Consider the following 20,995-nt stretch of genomic DNA (forward strand, 5'->3'; position numbering starts at 1 on the left):
GGGTTTCTGCTTGGCCTGCCCGGTGGTGGCTTAGCTCGGTTCTACCCGGTGCTCGTAAGTCGCGTTCAGGCGGGCGGCGAGGTATTCGGCGCAGGTAATGGGCTCGTACTTCGGCGCTTCACTCGGTACCACGTCGCGCGGGTCGACGATGGAGTCGGGGTTCACTTCCAGGAAGAAGGCGATGGAGTAGCGTTCCTGCTCCGGCGGGCGCACGCGGTGCGGGGTAGAGACGTAGGTGTCGTTGCTCCAGCGCATCAGGCAGTCGCCGATGTTGCAGACAAAGGCGCCTTCTACATGCGGTGCGTCGATCCATTGGCCCTGACGGGTCAGCACCTGCAGGCCGGCAACCTTGTCGGTGGCCAGCAGGGTGACGTTGCCGTAGTCGGTGTGGGCGCCGGCGCCGCCGTCTTCGCGGTCGATCTGACCGGCGCTGGCGGGGTAGCGCAGCATGCGCAGGGTGGCGATGGGGCTGTCCAAGTGGCTGACGAAGAAGTCTTCCGGCAGACCCAGATCAATCGCAAACCCCTTGTGGATCAGCCGACCGAGGTTCAAGCAGCCGTCGAAGTAGCCGAGCATGGCCTCGCGCCAGCCGTCGATTGGCGGCCAGAAGTTCACGCCGCGGAAGGGCTTGCCGGCCAGTACGTCCGGGTGATCGGCCGGGAAATCGGTGCCGATGTTAAAGGCTTCCTTCATGTCGGCGCCCGCTTCCGGGTTGAGCTTTTCATCGGCCATGGCGACGTAGCCGCGGTTGTGCGGCGACTTCTTGATCGACATGTCCTGCTTGGTTTCCAGCGGCAGTTCGAACACGCGTTTGGCGTTGGCGAACGCGCCGGCCATGACTTCGGCCGGGATGCCGTGATCGACGGCGTAGAAGAAGCCGATTTCACGGCAGGCAACGCCTAGCTGGCGGGCGGTTTCGGCGCGGACGGCCGGGTCTTCGCTGTTCAGGCCAGCGACGGAGATAAGGGGCAGAGATTGCATGGTTTGGCTCCTGACTGCGGGCGGGCAGTCGTTTAGATCATCGAGGTACGCAGGTGCGCGATATCGCGACACTGCTGAAAGAGTGCGAGGCCCTGCTGCTGGGCTTCACTGATAACCGTTTGTTCACTCACCTGGGTGGCGCGGCCATTGGCGATCAGCTGGCGGCCATCAACCCAGACCGCGGCCACGTTGCGGGCGTCGGCGGCGAAGACCAGATTCCACAACAAATTGCCGCCCGCTGCATTGATCTCGGTCGGCGTCAGGTTGGGTTGCGCCAGATCGAGCAGCAGCAGATCGGCCTGCTTGCCGACTTCCAGTGAGCCGGTGCGCTCACCGAGGCCCAAGGCGCGGGCGCCGTTGATGGTGGCCATGCGCAGAATCTGATCGGCGGGCAGCACGGTGGCATCCAGCCTGGTGGCCTTCTGGATCAGCGAGGCGAATTTCATTTCTTCGAACAGGCTGAGGCTGTTGTTGCAGACCGGGCCGTCGGTGCCGATGCCGACGGTGATGCCGGCGGCGAGCATTTCCGGTACGCGGGCCACGCCGCTGGCGAGCTTGGCGTTGCTGATCGGGCAGTGGGCGATACTGGTGCCGGTGTCGGCGACGCGCTTGATTTCGTCGTCGGTCAGCCAGACGCAGTGGGCGATCAGGGTGCGCTCACCGAGGATGCCGTAGTGATCGAGCTGGGCGATGGAGCGGCGGCCAAACTCGGCTTTGACGGCGTCGTCCTCTTCCTTTTGCTCGCTGGCGTGGGTGTGAATGCCGACGCCGTAGTCAGCCTGGCATTGCAGCGCTTCGCGATAGGCATCGGGGGTGCAGTAGAACAGGTGCTCCAGCCCCATCCAGACCTGAATACGGCCGTTTTGCGCGCCGTGGTGGCTGTGGATCAGGGCGCGGTTTTCGGCGCGGGTGGCGAAGAAGTCCTTGCCGGGTGCGTCGGCCACGTAGGGCGCCAGATTCACCCGCAGACCGATCTCACCGGCGGCATCGGCGCAGCGCGCCATAAAGCGGTACATGTCCATCACGCAGGTGGTGCCGCTCTTTAGTGCTTCGAGGTAGCACAGGCGCGCCGAGTGGTAGGCGTATTCCTCGGTCAGGGCGCGGTGTTCGAGCTGATACCAGGGCAGCCATTCCATCAGCTGCATGTTTTCAGTCACGCCGCGCATCAGGCTGGAATGGGAATGGGCGTCGATCAGGCCGGGCAGCAGCGCGTGGCCGCTGGCGTCGATGACCGGCATGCCGGGCGGGATGATCACCTCGTCGCTCGGGCCGACAGCGATGATGCGCCCGTCCTCGACGATCAGGGTGCCGCGCGGGATGACGCGGTTGTCTGGGTCAACGGTAAAGATCGCTGCATCGTGCAGCGCAAAGTGATTCATATGCACCTCATAGCAATCTGAACGGGCGTTGCCTGTTCAGGACACTGTGACGGCACGGCGGGCACGGAAGCGGTCAGCTTGGCTGATGTCTTCCTCGGAGGCTGTCCGAGCGGAACACATTAAAAGGGTTGGCATTATCCTCCGCACCAGGGCTCGGCGCCACCGGGGGAGGCTGTTTAGCTACTTCAGGCCGTGCGGACACTCTGCACGGTTGTCTCGGGTACTGCCAGACCGCAGCCACGCAGGATCACTTCGGTGAGGAAGTTGGCGGCGTGGTCAAAGTCTTTCTGTTCGTACTCGGCCTTGTTCTCCACCATCAGCACCTGTACCTGAAAATCGGCGTAGTGCTGGGTTGAGGACCAGATCAGGAAAATCAGCTGCACCGGATCTACCGGTGCCATGCGGCCCTGGTCGATCCACTGCTGCATGACGGCGGCACGGCCGCGTACCCATTCACGCATGTTGGTGCGCAGGTGGGTCATCAAAAAGGGGGCACCCTGCATGATTTCCATGGCAAACAGCCGGGAGGCCAGCGGGTACAGACGGGACATCTCGACCTTGGCGCGAATGAAGGTGGCCAGCGCCTCGGCCGGGTCGTCGTCAACGGTCACGCTGGAGAAGACGGCGTTCCAGCGCGAGAGAATATCGTCGAACATGGCTGCGTAGATCTTCTTCTTGTTGCTGAAGTAGTACAGCACGTTCGATTTGGGCAGTTCAGCCCGTTCGGCAATGTTCTGGATGGTGGCACCGCGATAGCCGTGCAAGGCAAATTCCTGTTCCGCTGCGGCCAGGATAATCTCGTGGTTGCGCTCGCGAATGCGGCCGGGTTTGTAACTCCGTGGCTTGCTCTTGCTGGTCATGGTTGTCCGTTGCCTTGTTCCAGTGCGGGGCCGGACTGGCCGGCCCCACGGGTGTTGTCAGAAGTGGAATTTCACCAGGGCGCTGACGGCGCTTTCGGTGTCCATCACATCATCATTCAGACCGTATTTGTTGTTCCAGTAGGAGTACTCGATACCTGCGTAGAGTACGCCCGGGCTGCCACGGTAGTTACCCAGGTCCAGCTTCAGCTGCGGGTTGAAGTGGAAGTCGGACTTGTGGTCGTCTTCGGCAGTGGACCAGTCAATGTAACCGTCGAACAGGATACGTGTCTTGCCGAATTCCATCGGCATGCCCCAGACGATGGTGGTCTGATAGTCGTCATCAGTTTCGCTGTTCCATACGCGATAGAAGCGGGTGCCGACGTACTGGAAGCCCGGGATGTTCCAGTCGATACCCGGACCTACCATGTAGTTGTTGACGTTGGTGCCGCCGCCAAACTCGTACTGACCGGACAGGGTAAAGTCCTTGATCAGGCCGTCGCCGCCCAGCTTGTTGCCGGTCAGCCAGCTCAGGCTCAGGTTAGGCGCAAATTCGCCGTACAGATCGTCAGTGTCCTTGTCCTTGCCGTGACCCTGGTTGCGGTCAACGAAGAAGAAGGTGCTGCCCCAGTCGTGACCGGTCGCGTTCTCGAAAGTGAAGAACGTTTGCGTGGTCTTATTGCCAGCGCCGTCGAAGTTAGCGCGGGCATAGTCGTCGCTGTACAGAATCGAAATGCTGGAGTCGGAGAAGTACTTCTCAGCGTGTGCAGCCGGGACAAAGGCGCCGGCGATGCACGCGGCGATCAGGGTTTTTTGCAGTGTGCTCATATTCGATGCTTCCTGGAATAAGTGATTTAGTTTTGATTGGCATAATGGGTGCTCAAGTTATTTGCTCGGCCTATAGGGTTGGCCGATTGATAGGGGTGTGTTGAGACGGGTCCGCGCGGGATTCCACGACAACAACACCAAAACGATGATGGTGACGACATAGGGCAGCATGGCCAGCAGCTCGGTCGAGCTGTTCCAGCCGAGCCCCTGCAGCACCAGGTGCAAGATGCTGGCGGCGCCAAACAGGTAGGCGCCGAGCAGCACACGCTCGGGTTTCCAGGTGGCGAATACCACCAGGGCCAGGGCGATCCAGCCGCGCCCGGCAGTCATGTTCTCGGTCCACATCGGGGTGTAGGCCAGCGACAGGTAGGCACCGGCCAGGCCGGCCATGGCGCCGCCAAAGGCGACCGCCATGTAGCGCACCGGCAGCACGCGCAGGCCATTGGCGTTGGCCGCTTCCGGTGACTCGCCGACAGCGCGCAGGATCAGGCCGCCGCGGCTGTACTTGAGGAAGCAGAACACCAGGACAAAGATCAGCAAGGATGCGTAGACCAGCAGGTCCTGGTTGAACAGCACCTGGCCGATAACCGGGATGTCGGACAGCAGCGGAATGGCGATCTTGTCGAAACCGTCGATCGACTGGCCGACAAAGCCGCTGCCCACGAAGGAGCTCAGGCCAATGCCGAAGATGGTCAGCGCCAGGCCGGCGGCATACTGGTTGGCCGCCAAGGTGATGGCCATCAGCGCGAACAGCATGGCCATCAGCACGCCGCCCAGCATGGCAGCCAGCACGCCCATGCTCAGGCTGCCGGTGGCGGTGGCGGCGATAAAGCCGATTACCGCGCCCATCAGCATCATGCCTTCCTGGCCGAGGTTGAGTACGCCGGAGCGTTCGCACACCAGTTCACCCAGGGCGACCAGTAGCAGCGGGGTGCCGGCGACCACGGTCGCGGCGAGTACGTTGGTAATCAGTACGACGTCCATCTCAGGCCTCCCCTGCTACGGCCTTGGGGGCCCGACGAATGCGAATGCGGTAGTGAATAAATGCGTCACAGGTCAGCAGGTAGAACAGCAGCAGCCCCTGGAACAGCCCGGTAATCGCCTTGGGCAGCGCCATGGCAATCTGCAGCATCTCGCCGCCCATAAAGGTCAGCGCCAGCAGCGCCGCCGCCAGCACGATGCCGACCGCCTGCATGCGGCCGAGAAACACCACAATGATCGCGGTGTAGCCGTAACCGGGCGACACCTGCGGCACCAGTTGACCGAGCGGGCCCGTCACCTCACTAGCGCCGGCCAGACCGGCCAGACCACCGGCCAGAATGAACGCCAGCAGGGTCAGACGCTTGGCCGGGAAGCCGGCGAAGGCTGCAGCGCGTTCGTCCTGACCGAGCACCTTGAGCTGAAAGCCGATAAAGGTGCGGGCAAACAGCACGCCGACTGCGACCGCTGCCAGCAGGCCGAACAGCAGGCCGATATGCAGGCGGGTGTCCGGGATCAGCTTGGGCAGCAGCGCTGCGGCGGCAAACATCTCGGACTGCGGAAAGCCGAAGCCGTACGGGTCTTTCAGCGGGCCGTGTACCGCGTACAGCAGCAGGTTCAGGGCCACGTAGTTGAGCATGATGGTGGTGAGGATCTCGTTGCAGTGGAACTGCGTCTTCAACACCCCGGCCAGCAGGGCCCAGGCGGCCCCGGCAACCATGCCGGCGATCAGCACCAGCGGCAGCACCCAGGGGTCGCTCTGGCCGCCCAGTTGCAGCGCCGCAACGCTGGCCCACAGGGCACCCATCAGGAAGTGGCCTTCAGCGCCGATATTCCACAGCTTGGCGCGGTAGCAGATGGTCAGGCCGGCTGCGCACAGCAGCAGCGGCGCCATTTTCAGGCCCAGCTCGGCCCAGCCGTGCTTGTCGCTCAGCGGGGTCAGGAAGAAGAAGGTCAGACCTTCAATCGGGTCCTTGCCAAGGGCCAGGAAGATGCCCATACCGGTAATGATGGTCAGGACCAGCGCCAGCAGCGGGGAAGCCCACTGCATGGCGCGGGAGTCGACGGCGCGACGCTCAAGCGACAGCATGGGAAACCTCCGAAGGTGTGGCGCTGGGGAAATCACCGGCCATCCATTGGCCGAGTTGCTCAATGGTCAGCTCGCTGGTGTTGACCAGCGGCGACAGGCGGCCGGCACAGATTGCGCCCATGCGGCCACAGAGCTGGAACAGTTCGTCCAGATCCTCGGAGATCAGCAGCACGGCAGCGCCCTCATCACGCAGGCGCACCAGCGCCTCGTGAATGGCGACCGCCGAGCCAACATCAACGCCCCAGGTCGGGTGCGAGGCGACCAGCAGCTTGGGCTGCTGCAGCGCTTCACGGCCGATGATGAATTTTTGCAGGTTGCCGCCAGATAGACTGGCGGCGTGGCTGTCGATGCTCGCGGTGCGCACGCCAAAGGCTTCGACGATACGGCTGGCGTAGTCACGCACCTTGCCCATCGCCAGCCAGCCCTTGTTCACCATGCCTTCGCCGTAGGCGGTCAGCAGGCTGTTGTCGACCAGCGACATGGACGGCACGGCGCCGCGACCCAGGCGCTCTTCCGGCACCACTGCCACGCCAAGGCGGCGACGTACACCCGGTTTGGCCTGACCGATGGCCATGCCGCCGAGCTTGATGCTGCCGTTGCCGACCAGCGCTTCGCCGGACAGGGCGCGCAGCAGCTCGTCCTGACCGTTACCGGCCACGCCGGCAATACCGACGATCTCGCCGGCGCGCAGGCTCATGCTCAGTGCCTGCAGGCTGGCGCCAAAGGGGTCGCTGGTGCGGTAGTTGAGTTCACGCACATCCAGCAGCACCTCGCCCGGCTCGCGCGGTTCTACCTGAGTCGACAGCGGGGTCTCGTTGCCGACCATCATGCGCGCGATGTCATCGGTGCTCACCTCGCCCGGGTTGCACTCGCCGGTTACCCGGCCCTGGCGCAGCACCGTGGCGCGGTGGCAAAGGTCACGTACTTCCTGCAGCTTGTGGCTGATGAACAGAATGCTGCAGCCTTCTTGCGAGAGCTGACGCAGGGTGCGAAACAGCGTCTCGACCTCCTGCGGGGTCAGTACCGAGGTGGGCTCGTCGAGGATCAGCAGCGAGCTGTCCTGAATCAGGCAGCGCACAATCTCGACCCGCTGGCGCTCACCAATCGACAGGCTGTTGACGTAGCGGCGCGGGTCCAGCGCCATGCCGTAGTGTTCAGACACCTCGCGGATGCGCGCTTCGAGTTTGCGGCGGTCGCGGGCCTGATCAGCGGGCAGGCTGAGGGCGATGTTCTCGGCTACTGTCAGGGTTTCAAACAATGAGAAATGCTGGAACACCATGCCGATGCCCAGTTCACGGGCATGGGCGGGGCCCTGCAAGGTCAGCGGGTGGCCGTTCCAGGTGATGCTGCCGGCGTCGGGCTGGATGACGCCGTAGATAACTTTCATCAGGGTGCTCTTGCCGGCGCCATTCTCGCCGAGCAAAGCATGGATTTCGCCTGCGTTGACTGTGAGCTGGACACCGTCATTCGCCCGGCATCCGGGGTACTCCTTGACGATGTTTTCCAGCTTCAGGCGTTGTGCGGTTGCCATTCAGTTTCCTCTATGGGCGTTGTACCGGCGTTTACTAGATGACAGGCCGGGCGACGCCCTATTAATAACTGACCAATCAATCAACATTTTCTGTCAGAGCAATTTGCTTGCCAAAACTCTGAAAAAGCTGAAAATCAATTTTTTCAGACTAGTTGGTCAAGTTTTTGCAAATCTACCCGTAGACTCTGTGTGCGCCGCTGCTGTGGCGCCACGCCTGAACCCGCCTGAATGGGCCAAACCGTGCATAGAGCGGAGACGACCGTGATTGAGTTCTATCTAAATGGCCAGCCGGAAAAACTTGACCGTGCTGACCCAAACATGAGCATCCTCGACTGGCTGCGCACCAAAAAGCGGCTTAGTGGCACCAAGGAGGGATGCGCTTCCGGTGACTGCGGAGCTTGTACCGTACTGCTGGGTAGCCCTGCCGACGACGCGGGCGCGCATTATACGGCAATCAACAGTTGCATCAGCCTGATCGGCTCGTTGCATGGCAAGCACCTTATTACCGTGGACGCCCTGTCAGCTGATAACGCCCACCCGGTGCAGCGTGCCATGGTCGAGTGCAGCGGGTCGCAGTGCGGCTTTTGTACGCCGGGCTTCATCATGTCTATGGTGGGCCTGCACCAGCAGGTCGTGGGCACTGAAGGCAACGCCAGTGAGCACCAGCTGATGGAGGCGCTAGCCGGCAACCTGTGCCGCTGTACCGGTTATCGGCCGATTCTCGAAGCCGGCCGCCGCACCCTGGTGGACGCGGTGCAGCACTGGGATGGTGCCGCGCTGTTTGAGCCGGCCCCGGCGCAGACCTTCAGCGATACCCGCGCGCGCGCCGCCAGCCTGGAAGATGACGAGGGCAAGCGCTTTGACGCACCGGTTGAGCTGAGTGAGTTGCGCCGCCTGCTGGCGGCCAATCCGGCGGCCCGACTGGTGGCTGGCAGCACTGATCTGGCACTGGAAATCACCCAGCAGTTGAAGACATTGCCGCAGCTGATTTCGGTCGAGCAGATTGCCGAGCTGCATGCACTGAACAGTGATGAGCAAAACCTGACCATCGGGTCGGCTGCCACCTACAGTGAATTTGGCCCCACTCTGTGTGCCGACTGGCCAGCCTTTGCCGGCATGCTGGAGCGCCTCGGCTCACTGCAGGTGCGTAACCGTGGCACCCTGGGCGGGAATATCGGTAACGCCTCGCCCATCGGTGACATGCCGCCGCCGCTGATTGCCCTTGGCGCGCAGATCCAGCTCGACGGTGCCGACGGCGAGCGCTGGCTGGCGCTGGAAGACTTCTTTGTCGACTACAAGAAAACCCTGCTGGCGCCGGGCGAATTTATTCGCGCCGTGCAGGTGCCGCGTCCGCAAGATAATGAGCGGCTGTTTATCTACAAGATCTCCAAGCGACTGGATGACGACATCTCTGCCGTGCTGGGTGCGTTCTGGCTGCAGTTTGACGGTGACACTGTCAGCGATTGCCGCCTGGCCTTTGGCGGCATGGCGGGCATCCCCAAGCGTGCCACCGGCGCCGAAGCGGCCCTGCGTGGTGCGCGCTTTGACGAAACCGCCGTGGCCGCCGCGCAGGCAGCGCTGGCAGCGGACTTCTCGCCGCTGTCTGATGTGCGCGCCTCGGCCAGCTACCGCACCACGGTGGCCGGCAACCTGCTGCTGCGTGCCCTCCATGAATTCCGTGCTGGCGCTGCCGGCACCTCTGCATTGACGGTGACCGACTATGCGTAAACTGCCCCGCGACATTTCCCGCCAGAGCGGCCAGCCGTTGGGTGTGGCTGGTCAGAGCGCCTTGCATGAGAGTGCCTGGCTGCACGTGACCGGCACCGCCCGCTACATCGATGATACGCCCGAGCCGGAAGGCATTCTGCACGCGGCCGTGGGCCACAGCGAACAGGCCCACGCGCGGGTGCTGAGCATGGACCTGTCTGCCGTGCGCGCCTACCCCGGCGTGGTCGCGGTGCTGACCGTGGGTGACGTGCCGGGGCATACCGACATCGGCCCGGTCTTTCCGGGTGACCCGGTGCTGGCGGGCGAGCTGGTCGAACATATCGGCCAGCCGCTGTTTGCCGTGGCGGCCACCAGCCATACGGCGGCGCGCAAGGCGGCCAAGCTGGCCAAGGTCGAGTACGAACCCCTGCACGCGGTGCTGGACACCCGCGAGGCGCTGGAGAAGCAGTTTTTTGTCCGTCCCAGCCACACCCAGCAGCGCGGTGACCCGGACGCGGCACTGGCCGGCGCGCCGCATCGCCTCAAGGGCGAAATCAATGTCGGCGGGCAGGAGCACTTCTACCTGGAAGGCCAGGCCTGTGTGGCGCTGCCGCAGGAAGACGGCGGCATGTTTGTGCATACCTCCAGCCAGCACCCCTCCGAGGTGCAGAAGCTGGTGGCCGAGGTACTGGGGCTGCCGATTCACGCGGTGACCGCCTCGGTACGCCGCATGGGCGGCGGCTTTGGCGGCAAGGAAACCCAGGCTGCGCCGGTCGCCTGTGTGGCCGCCTTGCTGGCCAACGCCACCAAGCGCCCGGTGAAGTATCGCCTGTCGCGCCCCGATGACATGGTGCAGACCGGCAAGCGCCACGACTTTCTCAACACCTACGACATCGGCTTTGACGAGCAGGGCGTGATTCAGGGCGCCGAGATCATGGTGGCCGGTCGCTGCGGCTACTCGCCGGACCTGTCCAACGCCATTGTCGAACGGGCCATGTTCCACTCCGATAACGCCTATTACCTTGATCAGGCGCGGGTTACCGGCCACTGCTGTAAAACGCACACGGTGTCCAACACGGCGTTCCGCGGCTTTGGCGGCCCGCAGGGCATGATGGTCATTGAGCAGGCGGTGGATGACATCGCTCGCCACCTGCAGCTGGACCCGCTGGAGGTGCGCAAGCGCAACCTCTACCGCGAAGGCCGCGACACCACCCATTACGGCCAGACCATCACCCACCACGTGCTGCCGGAGCTGATCAGCCAGCTGGAAACCAGCGCCGATTATCAGGCGCGCCGCGCCGAGATCACGGCCTTCAACCAGCAAAGCCCGGTGCTCAAGCGCGGGCTGGCGCTGACGCCGGTGAAATTTGGTATTTCCTTCACCGCCAAGCACCTCAACCAGGCCGGCGCGCTGGTACTGATCTACACCGACGGCAGCCTGCAGGTGAATCATGGCGGCACCGAGATGGGCCAGGGCCTGTATATCAAGATTGCGCAGGTAGTCGCTGCGGCCTTCCAGATCGACGTGGACAAGGTCAAGGTCACCGCAACCCGTACCGACAAGGTGCCCAACACCTCGCCAACGGCCGCCTCCTCCGGCTCGGACCTTAACGGCATGGCGGCGCTGGATGCCTGCGAGAAGATCAAGGCCAGGCTGGTCGCCTTTGCTGCTGCCGAATACGGCTGTGAGCAGAGCGCGGTGCGCTTTGAGAACAACCAACTGGTGGCGGGCGACATTCGTCTGGACTGGGCCGACTTTATCCAGAAGGCCTACATGAACCGCATCGCCCTGTCCTCCTCGGGCTTTTACGCCACGCCCAATATCTACTACGACCACGCCAAGGGTCAGGGCCACCCGTTCCTGTACTACGCCAATGGCGCGGCCTGCTCCGAGGTGGTGCTCGATACCCTGACCGGCGAATACCGCGTGCTGCGTACCGACATCCTGCACGACGCCGGGCAGTCGCTGAATCCTGATATCGATATCGGCCAGATCGAGGGCGGTTTTGTGCAGGGCATGGGCTGGTTGACCACCGAGGAGCTGGTGTACAGCGATCAGGGTCGCCTGCTGACCACCGGGCCTGCCACCTACAAGATTCCGGCAGTGTCGGACATGCCGCCGGACTTGCGCGTCAATCTGCTGGCCAACAGCCCGAACAAGGAAGCCACGGTGTTTCGCTCCAAGGCGGTTGGCGAGCCGCCGCTGATGCTCGGCATTGCGGTGTGGAGTGCTCTGCGTGACGCCGTGGCCAGCCTGACCGATTACCGCTATAGCCCGCCGCTGGACACCCCGGCCACCCCCGAGCGCATGCTCGCCGCGGTGACCGCTGCGCGCCAGTGGGCGCTGGCCGAGCAGGAGGCCGTGTAATGAACAAGCAACTGCGCTGGTTTGAGGCGGTCGCCGACTGCGAGCAGCGCGGCGAGCCCTACGTGCTGGTGACCGTGGTTGGCGTTGCCGGCTCGGTGCCGCGTGAGCCGTCGAGCAAGATGGTGATCAGCGGTGAACATACCTGGGACACCATTGGCGGCGGCCATCTGGAATATCTGGTCACCGCCCGCGCCCGTGAGCAGCTGGCTGCCGGTCGCTTCGAGACCGTGCTGGAGCACTTTCCGCTGGGGGCCTCGTTGGGCCAGTGCTGCGGCGGCAGTGTGTCGGTGCTGCTCGAAGGCCAGCCCGGCAGCGATGCGCAACTGGTGGTCTTTGGTGCCGGCCACGTGGCGCAGGCGCTGATGAGCATCATGGGGCAGTTGCCCTGGCAGGTAACGCTGGTCGACTCGCGCGCCGAGGTGTTACCGCGCGATCTGGCGGCGAACATCCGTACGCTGCACACCGATGACCCGGTGGGCGATGCCCCGGCGCTGTGCCGTGGCCGCCACGTGCTGATTCTGACCCACAACCATCAGCTCGATTACGACCTGTGCCGTGCGTTGCTGGATGCCGGCGACGCAGCCTCGGTGGGCCTGATCGGCTCGCAGACCAAGGCCGATCGCTTCCGCCAGCGACTCAACCACCGGGGCTACAGCGACGAGCAGATAGCCGGCATTCGCTGCCCGGTCGGGCGCAGTGATGTGCCGGGCAAGCGGCCGATGGAGGTCGCGGTATCGATCAGCGCCGAATTGCTGGCCCTCGGTAAGCCGGCTGCGCCGCGCGAGCGCCGGCGCGGCGTGAGCTGGCCGCAGCTGCGCGACTTGATGAAGCAGGACAACACCCTTGAGATACCGCAACAGCCGGTGGAGACAAAATGACACTGGAACAGCTGAACACCCTGCCTGAAGACGAGGCGCTGGCTGTCTTTCGTGATTGCTGCGCCGCCGATGCCTGGGCGCGTCCGATGGTCACCGCCCGCCCCTATCAAAGCGCCGAGGCGCTGCACGGCACCGCCCGCGCGCTCTGGCCCAATCTGCATGAAGCCGACTGGCTGGTGGCCTTTGAGGCGCACCCCAAGATCGGCGACATCAAGAGCCTGAAAGCCAAGTACGCCAGCACCGAAGCGCTGGCCAGCGGCGAGCAGGCCGGAGCGCGCATCGCACCCGACGCCGTGCTGCAGCGCCTGAAGGAAGGTAACGACGCCTACTTCGACAAGTTCGGCTTTATCTTTATCGTTTGCGCCACCGGCAAGAGCGCCGAAGAAATGCTTGCGCTGCTGGAGCAGCGCCTGCCCAACAGCCGCGAGCAGGAAATACGGATCGCCGCTGAAGAACAGGCCAAGATCACCCACATTCGTCTGGACAAGCTGCTATGAGCAAGAGCCCGATTACCACCCATATTCTCGACCTCGGCAGCGGCAAGCCCGCCGCCGGTGTGCGCATTACCCTTGAACAGCAGCAGGGCGACAGCTGGGTCACGCTGGCCAGCGCCGAAACCGACGCCGACGGCCGCGTGCTGAACGGTTTTGGCAGCGAAGCGGTCGCCGGTGTCTATCGCCTGACCTTCGACACCGACGGCTATTACGCGGCCCAGGGCCTGCGCTGTTTTTACCCGCAGGTCACCATCGCCTTCCGCCTGGACGATGTGCAGGCCCATTACCACGTGCCGCTGCTGCTCAACCAGTGGGGCTATTCGACCTACCGGGGGAGCTAGGATGACGACCAACTCTGATGCCGCCAGCGTGTCGGCCTTCCGCGGCCCACTGCTGCACTTTTTGTCCGAACCGGGCCTCGGCACGCCCGATCCGGCCAGTTACAGCTACCTCAGCGACGGCCTGCTGGTGGTTGCCGATGGCCGGGTGCAGGCGGTGGGTGACGCCGCCGAGCTGTTGCCGACCCTGCCGGCGGGTACCGCGGTCGAGCATTCGCCGGAGGGGCTGATCCTGCCCGGCATGATCGACACCCACGTACACATGCCGCAGCTGGCGGTCATGGCCAGTTACGGCACCCAGCTGCTGGAGTGGCTGGAAACCTACACCTTCCCGACCGAATCACGCTTTGCCGACGCCGACTGGTCGGCCAAACAGTCCAAGGTCTTCCTCGACCTGCTGCTGGCGCACGGCACCACCTCGGCGCTGGTGTTCAGCACCTCGCACAAGGTCGCCAGCGAGGCGCTGTTCAGCGCCGCGCACGAGTACAACATGGCGATCACCACCGGCCGGGTGATGATGGACTGCAACGCCCCGGACGGCGTACGCGACACCGCCGAGGCCAGCTATGAGGAGAGCCGCGAGCTGATCGCCCGCTGGCACGGCACCGGTCGTCAGCGTTACGCCGTGACCCCGCGCTTTGCTGCGACCTCGACCCATGAGCAGCTGACCTACGCCGGCAAGCTGATGACCGAGGCCGAGGGCCTCTTGATGCAGACCCACTGGGCCGAGAACAAGGCCGAGATCGCCTGGATTGCCGAGCTGTTCCCGGACCGCGCCAGCTATCTGGATGTTTACGATCACTTTGGTCTGCTCGGCCCACGCAGCGTGCTGGCGCACGGTATTCACATCGACGACGCCGACCGCGCCCGGCTGGCCGAAACCGGCACTCGCATCGCCTTCTGCCCGACCTCCAACACCTTCCTCGGCAGCGGCCTGTTCGATCTGGCCAGCGCCCGCGCGGCGAATGTCGAAGTGGGGCTGGCGTCGGATGTCGGTGGCGGCACCAGCCTGTCGATGCTGGTCACCATGGCCGAGGCCTACAAGGTCTGCCAGTTGCGCGGCCAGAGCCTCAACCCGTTCCAGGCGTTCTACATGGCGACCCTCGGCAACGCCAAGGTGCTCCACCAGGAGAACGAGACCGGCAACCTGGCGCCCGGCAAGATGGCGGACTTTCTGATCATCGACCGTGCCGCCAGCCCGATTCAGCAACTCAAGCACAGCGCCGAGCGCGATCTGTCGGGCATCCTGTTCGACCTGATGATCCTCGGCGACGACCGCAGCATCCGTCGCACCTACATCGCCGGCCAATGCCGTTACGACCGCGACGCCGTACAAGGAGCAGCCCATGCTGGTCTATCTGTCTGAGTGGCTTAGCCTGATCATCCGCTGGTTTCATGTGATTGCCGGGGTGGCCTGGATTGGCGCCTCGTTCTACTTCGTCTGGCTGGACAACAACCTGCGCGAGCCGCCGGCGTGGAAGAAGCAAAAGGGCATCAAAGGCGATCTCTGGGCAATTCACGGTGGTGGCTTCTATGAGGTGGCCAAGTACGAAGTCGGCCCCGAGCAGATGCCCTCTGACCTGCACTGGTTCAAGTGGGAGGCTTACAGCACCCTGCTCAGCGGCCTGGCGCTGCTGGCTGTGGTGTATTACATGGGCAACCCAGGCTATCTGATCGACCCCAGTAAGGTGGCGCTCAGTGGCGCCGGCGCCGTCGCCATTGGCGTGGGCACCCTGGTCGCAGTCGTCGCTTTGTATGAGGCGCTGATTCGCAGCCCGCTGGCGCGTAACGGCATGGCCTTTGGCGTGGTGCTGTATCTGATTCTGGTCGCGGTTGCCTTTGGCCTGTATCAGGTGTTTGCCGGTCGTGGCGCTTACATTCACGTGGGCGCGGTCATTGGCACCATCATGGTTGGTAACGTGTTCCTCGGTATCGTGCCGGCCCAGCGTGCATTGGTGAATGCGGTGGCCCGTGGCGAGAAGCCGGGTGAAGAGGTGGTGATGCTGGCCCAGCGCGCCATGCTGCGCTCGCGCCACAACAACTACCTCACGCTGCCGGTGCTGTTCATCATGATCAGCAACCACTACCCGATGTTCTACGCCCATGCCCACGGCTGGCTGGCGCTGGCGGCCATTGGCGCCATCACCGCCTACGCGCGTCACTTCTTCAACCTGCGTAACCAGGGCCAGTTCAAACCCTCGATTCTGGTTGTCAGCGCACTGGCGACTGTCGCCCTGATCTGGGCCATGGCGCCGAGCGCACCCTCTACCGTGGCAACCCACAGCCACGGCACGGCGCAAACCGATGGTGACAGCGCTGCGGCCGCACCGAGCCCGGTGACCGGCGCTGAGATCAGCCAGCTGTTGGCTACCCACTGCCAGGCCTGCCACGCTGCCAAGCCAACCAGCCCGGCGTTCCAGGCACCGCCTGCCGGCATCATTCTGGACAGCCTGGAGCACCTCAAGCAGCACGGTGACAAGGTCTATCAGGCGGCGGTAGCGACGCACTATATGCCGCTGGGCAACATGAGCGGCATGAGCGATGAAGAACGCAGCCTGCTGGGACGCTGGCTGCAGGAGAATCGCTGAGTGAGATGCAAGGCGGAGCGGGCGCTGGCCTGCTCCGCCTACGCATAGTCAGAGCAAGTACAGGCCGCGTGCATCGGTTATGCTGCGTTCACTCTGTGGACAAGGACGGACCATTGCATGCGTGTTGATAATCTCATTCTCCTGGTATTGGCGGCGATTGCGCTGTTTGCGCTGTACAGAGCCTATGGCAAGGCTCGTCGTGCCCGTCGCGAACGATTGATCGACACCTATCGTTTCCCTGAGTCGATTGCGGCGAAAGTCGGGAAAACCTATCCGCATCTGAGCGACGCTGAGGTAACGCGGGTCATGCAGGGGCTGCGTGAGTACTTCCACCTGTGCAATACCGCGGGCCGGCGTATGGTGTCCATGCCGTCCCAGGCGGTGGATGTGGCCTGGCATGAGTTCATCCTGTTTACCCGCAAGTACGAGTGTTTTTGCGGCAAGGCGTTGGGCCGCTTTCTGCATCACACCCCGGCCGAAGCCATGCGCTCTCCCACCAGCGCCCAGGCCGGCATCAAGACCGCCTGGCGCCTGTCGTGCCTGCGTGAGGGCATGCAACCGCGTGCAGCGCACCGCCTGCCGCTGCTGTTTGCCATTGATGCACAGTTGAACATCGTTGACGGCTTTCGCTACGCGCTTGATTGTAAGCGCTCACCGGGCGATGACTATTGTGCGGGGCATATTGGTTGCAGCTCGGGCTGTGGCGGTGGCTGCGGTGGTGACTCGTCAGGCGGGGATGGCGGTTGCGGCGGGGGTGGAGACTGACGTGTCTGCCCCCACCGGCAGGTGGGGGCAACGTGCGGGGGTCAATCCCACTCGGGGGCGAAGTCCGGGTTGGCGATGCGCCCGCCCGCGTCCAGGCGGGCGATGAAGTTCAGGTCATCGGCGCTCAGGCGCACGCGCTCGGCTTCCAGGTTGCTCTCCAAGTGCAGCCGTTTGGTGGACGAGGGAATCACCGCGATGCCCTGTTGCATCAGCCAGGCCATGGCCACCTGTGGCGGTGTGGCGCCGTGTTCCTCGGCGATGCGGTCGAGGGTTTCATCCTGCATTACCTTGCCGACGGCTAATGGCATGTAGGCGGTCAGGTGCAGGTTTTCTTCGCGGGCAAACTCGACCAGCTTACGGTTCTGCAAAAAGGGATGAATCTCCACCTGGTTGGTCGCGATATTGTCCGGCCCGACCAGTTCAAAGGCTTCGTTGAGCAGGTCTATGGTGAAGTTGGACACGCCGGTCAGCCGTGTCAGGCCCTGCTCGCGGGCCTCCATCAACTGGCCTAGGTAGACCTGCATGGGTACCGCGCCGCCAGGCGAGGGCCAGTGGATCAGGGTCAGATCCACCTGTTCCAGCTGCAGTTTGTCCAGGCTTTCGCGCAGGCTGGGGATCAGCTTGCCCTCGGCGAAGTTGTTGGTCCAGATCTTGGTGGTGACGAACACCTCCTCACGGGGGATGCCGCTATCGGCGATGGCGCGGCCTACGTCTTGCTCGTTGCCGTAGATCTGTGCGGTGTCGATGTGCCGGTAGCCCAGCTTGAGCGCGGTGCGCACAGCGTTGTAGGCATCCTCGCCCTTGAGGCGAAAGGTGCCCAGGCCAATCGAAGGGATGTTGCTGTTAACGTCTGAATTCATCATGCGGTCCTCTCGAAGGTGAGGTTTGCGGCGTCGCCGTGATGCTGCGTCAGTCGCTGGCCCACCCGTGCGCAGGCCAGTCAGCGCAGCTGGCGCGCCAATCAGGATGCTATGCAAGAGACCGGTATGAGCCTCAATAATTCCGCGGGCTCAAGGGCCGGCACAGGCGCGGCGCCGCTCAGTCGTCAGCGGGCAGCCTGTTGACGGGGGCTGCGCCGCTCAGGTTGATCAGCCGGCGCAATTGTTCGAGCTGGGCCGGATCGGGGTTGGTGAAGCCGGTTTCCAGCGCGGCGATGCGCAGCAGGATACGATCCTTGCGCAGGCCGGCGGCAGGCAGATGGAAGAGCGCACCGGTCAGCTCGCGCAGCAGGAAGGGGAGCTGCTGCTGAATCTTGATGCTGTTGCCGAAGGCCGAGGCGTGCTGGTTGATCAGTGCCCGCATGCTGGCTTCGTCGGCCTGCTGGCCGTAGTTGAGAAAGTGCTGGATTGCGCTGATCACCGCCAGCTCACCCAGTCGGCTGCAGGTCACGGTGGTGCGCAGGGCGCCGGTGGGTATGGTGCGGTCTGCACCGAGTCGGGTGAGCGCCTCGCCGAGGCGTTGCTGTTGCTCAGCCAGGTCGCTCGCCAGTTGCTGCAGCAGTGGGTGTTGCAGCGCAATGCGGGCCTGTGACAGGCGTTGCACCAGCTCGCGGCAGGCGCTTTGACCCAGGCGCTCCCAGGCATCCTCTGGACTCAGGCAGGTCTCGCGACCGCGCTCCAGCTGGAGGTTGGCGCGGTTCAGCGCCACTACCGTGAGCAGCGGCTCGGCCTCGGCCAAGGCGATAAAGCCGGCGCGGTTCAGTTGAGCGGCGCTGGCAGCAGCCTGTTGCTGGCGCGCCGGTGAGCTCCAGGCCAGGCGCAGGGTGCTCTGCAGCCGGGCCTGAAGAAAGCTGGGCAGGTCGCCGATGCTGGTCGTCTCGGCTGCCGCGGACTGCTCGGTGCTGAGCAGGCGCGCGAGGCGGTCGCGCAGGTTGTCGAGCTTGAACGGCTTGGCGATGATCTCGGTAATGCCTGCCGCGCGGGCGTCCAGCACCAGTTGGCGGCTGATATTGGCAGTGGTCAGCAGTCTCAGGCTGGCCGGCGCCTTGTGGGCCAGGGTGCGCACCACGTCCAGCCCGTTGCCGTCCGGCAGGTTGAGGTCGGCAATCAGCAGATCCGGTGTGGTGCCGCGCAAGTGGTTTTGTGCCGCAACAGCGCTGGCCAACAGGGTTACATCCGCATGGGCATCCAGGTCACGAATTACCAGGCTGAACAGCTCGGCAATCCAGGGGTCATCCTCGACAATCAATACCTTCAATCAGCAGCTCCGGTATTACGGCACAGGCGGTTACGACCGCTTTGCTTGGCCTGATAGAGTGCGCGGTCAGCGCGTTCCAGCAGTTCTTCCTCGGCCCACTCGTCGTCTTCGCAGGCACTGATGCCTGCGCTGAAACTGCAATGGAACTGCTGTCCGCCGTAGGAGAACTGCAGCGCATTGAAGGCTTCGCGAATGCTTTCGAGCAACTGGGTCGCATCTTTGCTGCTGCAGCCGGGTAGCACGGCAACAAATTCCTCGCCGCCGTAGCGGCCCAATCGGTCGACCTTGCGCAGACGCTGGCGCAGCATGTTGGAGAGCGCGCGAATGACGTTGTCGCCGCAGGCATGGCCGTAGGTGTCGTTGACGTTCTTGAAGTGGTCGATATCGATCATGGCCACGCTGACGGGCGCATGGCAGCGCTTGGCGCGCTCCACCTCAACCTCCAGCTGCTCCTTGATATCGGCGTGCTTGAGCAGACCGGTCAGGCTGTCGCGCGCCAGCGCATCGCTGACCATGCGAGCGCGCTGGGCTCGGGCATACACGGTGGTGAGCAGGGTGCTGTCGCTGATCGGCTTGGTGATGAAGTCATCGCCAGCCTTGAGCAGTGCCGACATCTGGCGCTCGGCGTTGGTCTCGGCGGACAGGTAGACGATCGGCACTCGTAGCCAGTCGTCGTCCAGGCGAATCACCTGAGCCAGCTCGGGGCCGCTGTAATCGGGCATGTTCAGGTCCATCAGCACCACTTCTGGGATGAAGCTGCGCATCTTTTCCAGCAGCAGATGGGGGTTGGAAACCGCGTCGACGCGAATGCCGGCATTGCTTAGCACCAGTTGGTAGCGGGCGGCCAGCTCGGTGTCGTCGTCGACAATCAGCACACGGAAAGGGCCGCCCTGCTGGTTGTTGAAGCTACGCTCAAGCCGGCGCTCCAGCAGCGTCAGGTCGACCGGCTTGGTGAAGAATCCAACCGCACCGGCGCGCACGGCCTGCAGGCGGCTGGCAAAGGTATCCAGTGAGCTGATGATCAGCAGCGGCGGCAGTTGGCTGGCCGCCTGCTGGAACATCGGGTGGCCCAGCAGACGGCTGCCTGGCGGGCTGGTATCGATGATGAGCGCGTCAAGGGGGGCAGCCTCCTGCAGCGCCTCGGGTGATGCCAAGTGGATGACCTGATAGCCGAAGCTGTCGAGGGTCTGCGCCATTTGGCTGGCAAGATCATCTTCCTCAATCAGCAGACCGATGCGTCGATGGCGGTCGTCGTCATTGATGCCCGCGTCCAGTTGCTGGGGCTGGGCCTCAGATTGCTCGTTGCGCTGCAGCAGAGGGCGCAGCTGTGCGCCGGCGCTGCTGAGGCTGGCGAGGGTTGCTGCGTCAGGGGTAGCGTCGTCCAGCCGCGCCTGGGCTTGCTGCTCCAGTTGTCGGGCCATGCTGCCCAGCTCGCCGTAACCGAAGGTCCCGGCAGAGCCGGCCAGTTTGTGCAGGCGGTCGCGCAGGCTTTGCAGGGCGGAAGGGTCGGTCTGCAGCTGGGCGCTCAGGTCGTCCAGGGTGTCCAGCTCGTCGTCGAGTCGCTGTCGAAAGCGTGCCTCGAGGGCGGCCAGCTGCGCCTGCAGCTGTGGGGTATCAGGCATGCTGCTGCTCCCAGATCTCGCGTATCTGCGCAGATAGTGTCATCGGGTCGAAGGGCTTGATGATGACACCGGCGGCGCCGAGCCCCCGATAGGCGGTGACTTCCTGGGTTTGCGCCTTGGCGGTCATGAAGACCACCGGTACGTCTTTCATGACCGGTAGTTTGCGCAGTTCTGCCAGCGTTTGCGGGCCGTCCATGCCGGGCATCATGACATCCAGTAGAACCAGTTGTGGTGCGAAGCTGTCGGCGGCAGCGACACCAGCGGCGCCGGAATCGCAACTGCGCACGGTGAAGCCGCCAACGACTTCCAGTGCGACGCGGGCGACCTCCTGGATGGACGGGTCGTCTTCGATATGCATGATGCGTTCAAGTACGGTCATCTAGTGCCTGTCTCCT

General features: G+C 63.8%; 19 protein-coding genes. 8 read left to right on the forward strand and 11 right to left on the reverse strand.

Annotated elements, in window-relative coordinates:
- Window positions 1-30: 30 nt before the first annotated feature.
- From BM116_RS03325 to BM116_RS03355, 7 genes are all read right to left on the reverse strand, one after another.
- Window positions 31-981, reverse strand: a complete 951-nt coding sequence (locus BM116_RS03325) for an isopenicillin N synthase family dioxygenase (protein WP_083728778.1) — start codon at window positions 979-981, stop codon at window positions 31-33.
- A 32-nt stretch (window positions 982-1,013) separates the two neighbouring features.
- Window positions 1,014-2,360 carry an amidohydrolase family protein gene (locus tag BM116_RS03330; protein WP_090474983.1) on the reverse strand — a complete coding sequence of 449 codons (1,347 nt, stop codon included), beginning with the start codon at window positions 2,358-2,360 and terminating at the stop codon, window positions 1,014-1,016.
- Window positions 2,361-2,545: 185 nt separating this feature from the next.
- The gene (locus tag BM116_RS03335) at window positions 2,546-3,220 is read right to left on the reverse strand and encodes a TetR/AcrR family transcriptional regulator (RefSeq protein WP_083728538.1); all 675 of its coding nucleotides are present in this window, start codon (window positions 3,218-3,220) and stop codon (window positions 2,546-2,548) included.
- 57 nt (window positions 3,221-3,277) lie between these two features.
- Window positions 3,278-4,045 carry a hypothetical protein gene (locus BM116_RS03340; RefSeq protein WP_083728539.1) on the reverse strand — a complete coding sequence of 256 codons (768 nt, stop codon included), beginning with the start codon at window positions 4,043-4,045 and terminating at the stop codon, window positions 3,278-3,280.
- 57 nt (window positions 4,046-4,102) lie between these two features.
- On the reverse strand, window positions 4,103-5,029 hold the full coding sequence (locus BM116_RS03345) for an ABC transporter permease (RefSeq protein ID WP_083728540.1): 927 nt from the start codon (window positions 5,027-5,029) through the stop codon (window positions 4,103-4,105).
- Between the two features lies 1 nt (window position 5,030).
- Complete coding sequence (locus tag BM116_RS03350; protein ID WP_083728541.1) at window positions 5,031-6,113, reverse strand: ABC transporter permease; 1,083 nt, start codon at window positions 6,111-6,113, stop codon at window positions 5,031-5,033.
- Entirely contained in the window at window positions 6,100-7,644 is a 1,545-nt protein-coding gene (locus tag BM116_RS03355) for an ABC transporter ATP-binding protein (protein ID WP_083728542.1), read from the reverse strand. Before BM116_RS03355 ends, BM116_RS03350 begins: the two co-directional genes overlap by 14 nt.
- Window positions 7,645-7,905: 261 nt before the next feature.
- Here BM116_RS03355 and xdhA point away from each other — a divergent pair, with 261 nt between their 5' ends.
- The 8 genes from xdhA to BM116_RS03395 all read left to right on the forward strand — a co-directional run bounded on the left by xdhA (window position 7,906) and on the right by BM116_RS03395 (window position 16,782).
- Window positions 7,906-9,372 carry a xanthine dehydrogenase small subunit gene (gene xdhA, locus BM116_RS03360; protein ID WP_083728543.1) on the forward strand — a complete coding sequence of 489 codons (1,467 nt, stop codon included), beginning with the start codon at window positions 7,906-7,908 and terminating at the stop codon, window positions 9,370-9,372.
- Window positions 9,365-11,719 (forward strand): xanthine dehydrogenase molybdopterin binding subunit, encoded by a 2,355-nt coding sequence (gene xdhB, locus BM116_RS03365; RefSeq protein WP_083728544.1) that lies wholly within the window; start codon window positions 9,365-9,367, stop codon window positions 11,717-11,719. The genes xdhA and xdhB overlap by 8 nt, the downstream gene beginning before the upstream one ends.
- Window positions 11,719-12,597 carry a xanthine dehydrogenase accessory protein XdhC gene (gene xdhC, locus BM116_RS03370; RefSeq protein ID WP_083728545.1) on the forward strand — a complete coding sequence of 293 codons (879 nt, stop codon included), beginning with the start codon at window positions 11,719-11,721 and terminating at the stop codon, window positions 12,595-12,597. The genes xdhB and xdhC overlap by 1 nt, the downstream gene beginning before the upstream one ends.
- Window positions 12,594-13,094 (forward strand): 2-oxo-4-hydroxy-4-carboxy-5-ureidoimidazoline decarboxylase, encoded by a 501-nt coding sequence (gene uraD, locus BM116_RS03375; RefSeq protein WP_083728546.1) that lies wholly within the window; start codon window positions 12,594-12,596, stop codon window positions 13,092-13,094. Before xdhC ends, uraD begins: the two co-directional genes overlap by 4 nt.
- Entirely contained in the window at window positions 13,091-13,432 is a 342-nt protein-coding gene (uraH, locus tag BM116_RS03380) for a hydroxyisourate hydrolase (RefSeq protein WP_083728547.1), read from the forward strand. The genes uraD and uraH overlap by 4 nt, the downstream gene beginning before the upstream one ends.
- A 1-nt stretch (window position 13,433) precedes the next feature.
- The gene (gene guaD, locus BM116_RS03385) at window positions 13,434-14,795 is read left to right on the forward strand and encodes a guanine deaminase (RefSeq protein WP_083728548.1); all 1,362 of its coding nucleotides are present in this window, start codon (window positions 13,434-13,436) and stop codon (window positions 14,793-14,795) included.
- Complete coding sequence (locus tag BM116_RS03390; protein ID WP_083728549.1) at window positions 14,776-16,017, forward strand: urate hydroxylase PuuD; 1,242 nt, start codon at window positions 14,776-14,778, stop codon at window positions 16,015-16,017. The genes guaD and BM116_RS03390 overlap by 20 nt, the downstream gene beginning before the upstream one ends.
- 117 nt (window positions 16,018-16,134) lie before the next feature.
- Window positions 16,135-16,782, forward strand: coding sequence for a glycine-rich domain-containing protein (locus tag BM116_RS03395; protein ID WP_083728550.1), 648 nt, complete (start codon window positions 16,135-16,137; stop codon window positions 16,780-16,782).
- Between the two features lie 41 nt (window positions 16,783-16,823).
- Here the strand turns inward: BM116_RS03395 and dkgB are convergent, their stop codons facing one another.
- The 4 genes from dkgB to BM116_RS03415 all read right to left on the reverse strand — a co-directional run bounded on the left by dkgB (window position 16,824) and on the right by BM116_RS03415 (window position 20,979).
- Window positions 16,824-17,642 (reverse strand): 2,5-didehydrogluconate reductase DkgB, encoded by an 819-nt coding sequence (dkgB, locus tag BM116_RS03400; RefSeq protein ID WP_083728551.1) that lies wholly within the window; start codon window positions 17,640-17,642, stop codon window positions 16,824-16,826.
- A gap of 178 nt (window positions 17,643-17,820) precedes the next feature.
- Window positions 17,821-18,978: a response regulator gene (locus BM116_RS03405; protein WP_083728552.1), complete on the reverse strand. Its 1,158-nt coding sequence runs from the start codon at window positions 18,976-18,978 to the stop codon at window positions 17,821-17,823.
- The gene (locus tag BM116_RS03410; protein ID WP_083728553.1) at window positions 18,975-20,600 is read right to left on the reverse strand and encodes a diguanylate cyclase; all 1,626 of its coding nucleotides are present in this window, start codon (window positions 20,598-20,600) and stop codon (window positions 18,975-18,977) included. Before BM116_RS03410 ends, BM116_RS03405 begins: the two co-directional genes overlap by 4 nt.
- Window positions 20,593-20,979: a response regulator gene (locus BM116_RS03415; RefSeq protein WP_083728554.1), complete on the reverse strand. Its 387-nt coding sequence runs from the start codon at window positions 20,977-20,979 to the stop codon at window positions 20,593-20,595. The genes BM116_RS03410 and BM116_RS03415 overlap by 8 nt, the downstream gene beginning before the upstream one ends.
- Between the last annotated feature and the right edge of the window lie 16 nt (window positions 20,980-20,995).

Source organism: Halopseudomonas pachastrellae, assembly GCF_900114765.1.
Classification (GTDB): Bacteria; Pseudomonadota; Gammaproteobacteria; order Pseudomonadales; family Pseudomonadaceae; genus Halopseudomonas; species Halopseudomonas pachastrellae.

Bases quoted from the DNA above. Each gene is read 5' to 3' on its own strand.
- BM116_RS03325 (WP_083728778.1), bottom strand. From the start codon at position 981: ATGCAATCTCTGCCCCTTATCTCCGTCGCTGGCCTGAACAGCGAAGAC.
- BM116_RS03330 (WP_090474983.1), bottom strand. From the start codon at position 2,360: ATGAATCACTTTGCGCTGCACGATGCAGCGATCTTTACCGTTGACCCA.
- BM116_RS03335 (WP_083728538.1), bottom strand. From the start codon at position 3,220: ATGACCAGCAAGAGCAAGCCACGGAGTTACAAACCCGGCCGCATTCGC.
- BM116_RS03340 (WP_083728539.1), bottom strand. From the start codon at position 4,045: ATGAGCACACTGCAAAAAACCCTGATCGCCGCGTGCATCGCCGGCGCC.
- BM116_RS03345 (WP_083728540.1), bottom strand. From the start codon at position 5,029: ATGGACGTCGTACTGATTACCAACGTACTCGCCGCGACCGTGGTCGCC.
- BM116_RS03350 (WP_083728541.1), bottom strand. From the start codon at position 6,113: ATGCTGTCGCTTGAGCGTCGCGCCGTCGACTCCCGCGCCATGCAGTGG.
- BM116_RS03355 (WP_083728542.1), bottom strand. From the start codon at position 7,644: ATGGCAACCGCACAACGCCTGAAGCTGGAAAACATCGTCAAGGAGTAC.
- xdhB (WP_083728544.1), top strand. From the start codon at position 9,365: ATGCGTAAACTGCCCCGCGACATTTCCCGCCAGAGCGGCCAGCCGTTG.
- xdhC (WP_083728545.1), top strand. From the start codon at position 11,719: ATGAACAAGCAACTGCGCTGGTTTGAGGCGGTCGCCGACTGCGAGCAG.
- uraD (WP_083728546.1), top strand. From the start codon at position 12,594: ATGACACTGGAACAGCTGAACACCCTGCCTGAAGACGAGGCGCTGGCT.
- uraH (WP_083728547.1), top strand. From the start codon at position 13,091: ATGAGCAAGAGCCCGATTACCACCCATATTCTCGACCTCGGCAGCGGC.
- guaD (WP_083728548.1), top strand. From the start codon at position 13,434: ATGACGACCAACTCTGATGCCGCCAGCGTGTCGGCCTTCCGCGGCCCA.
- BM116_RS03390 (WP_083728549.1), top strand. From the start codon at position 14,776: ATGCTGGTCTATCTGTCTGAGTGGCTTAGCCTGATCATCCGCTGGTTT.
- BM116_RS03395 (WP_083728550.1), top strand. From the start codon at position 16,135: ATGCGTGTTGATAATCTCATTCTCCTGGTATTGGCGGCGATTGCGCTG.
- dkgB (WP_083728551.1), bottom strand. From the start codon at position 17,642: ATGAATTCAGACGTTAACAGCAACATCCCTTCGATTGGCCTGGGCACC.
- BM116_RS03410 (WP_083728553.1), bottom strand. From the start codon at position 20,600: ATGCCTGATACCCCACAGCTGCAGGCGCAGCTGGCCGCCCTCGAGGCA.
- BM116_RS03415 (WP_083728554.1), bottom strand. From the start codon at position 20,979: ATGACCGTACTTGAACGCATCATGCATATCGAAGACGACCCGTCCATC.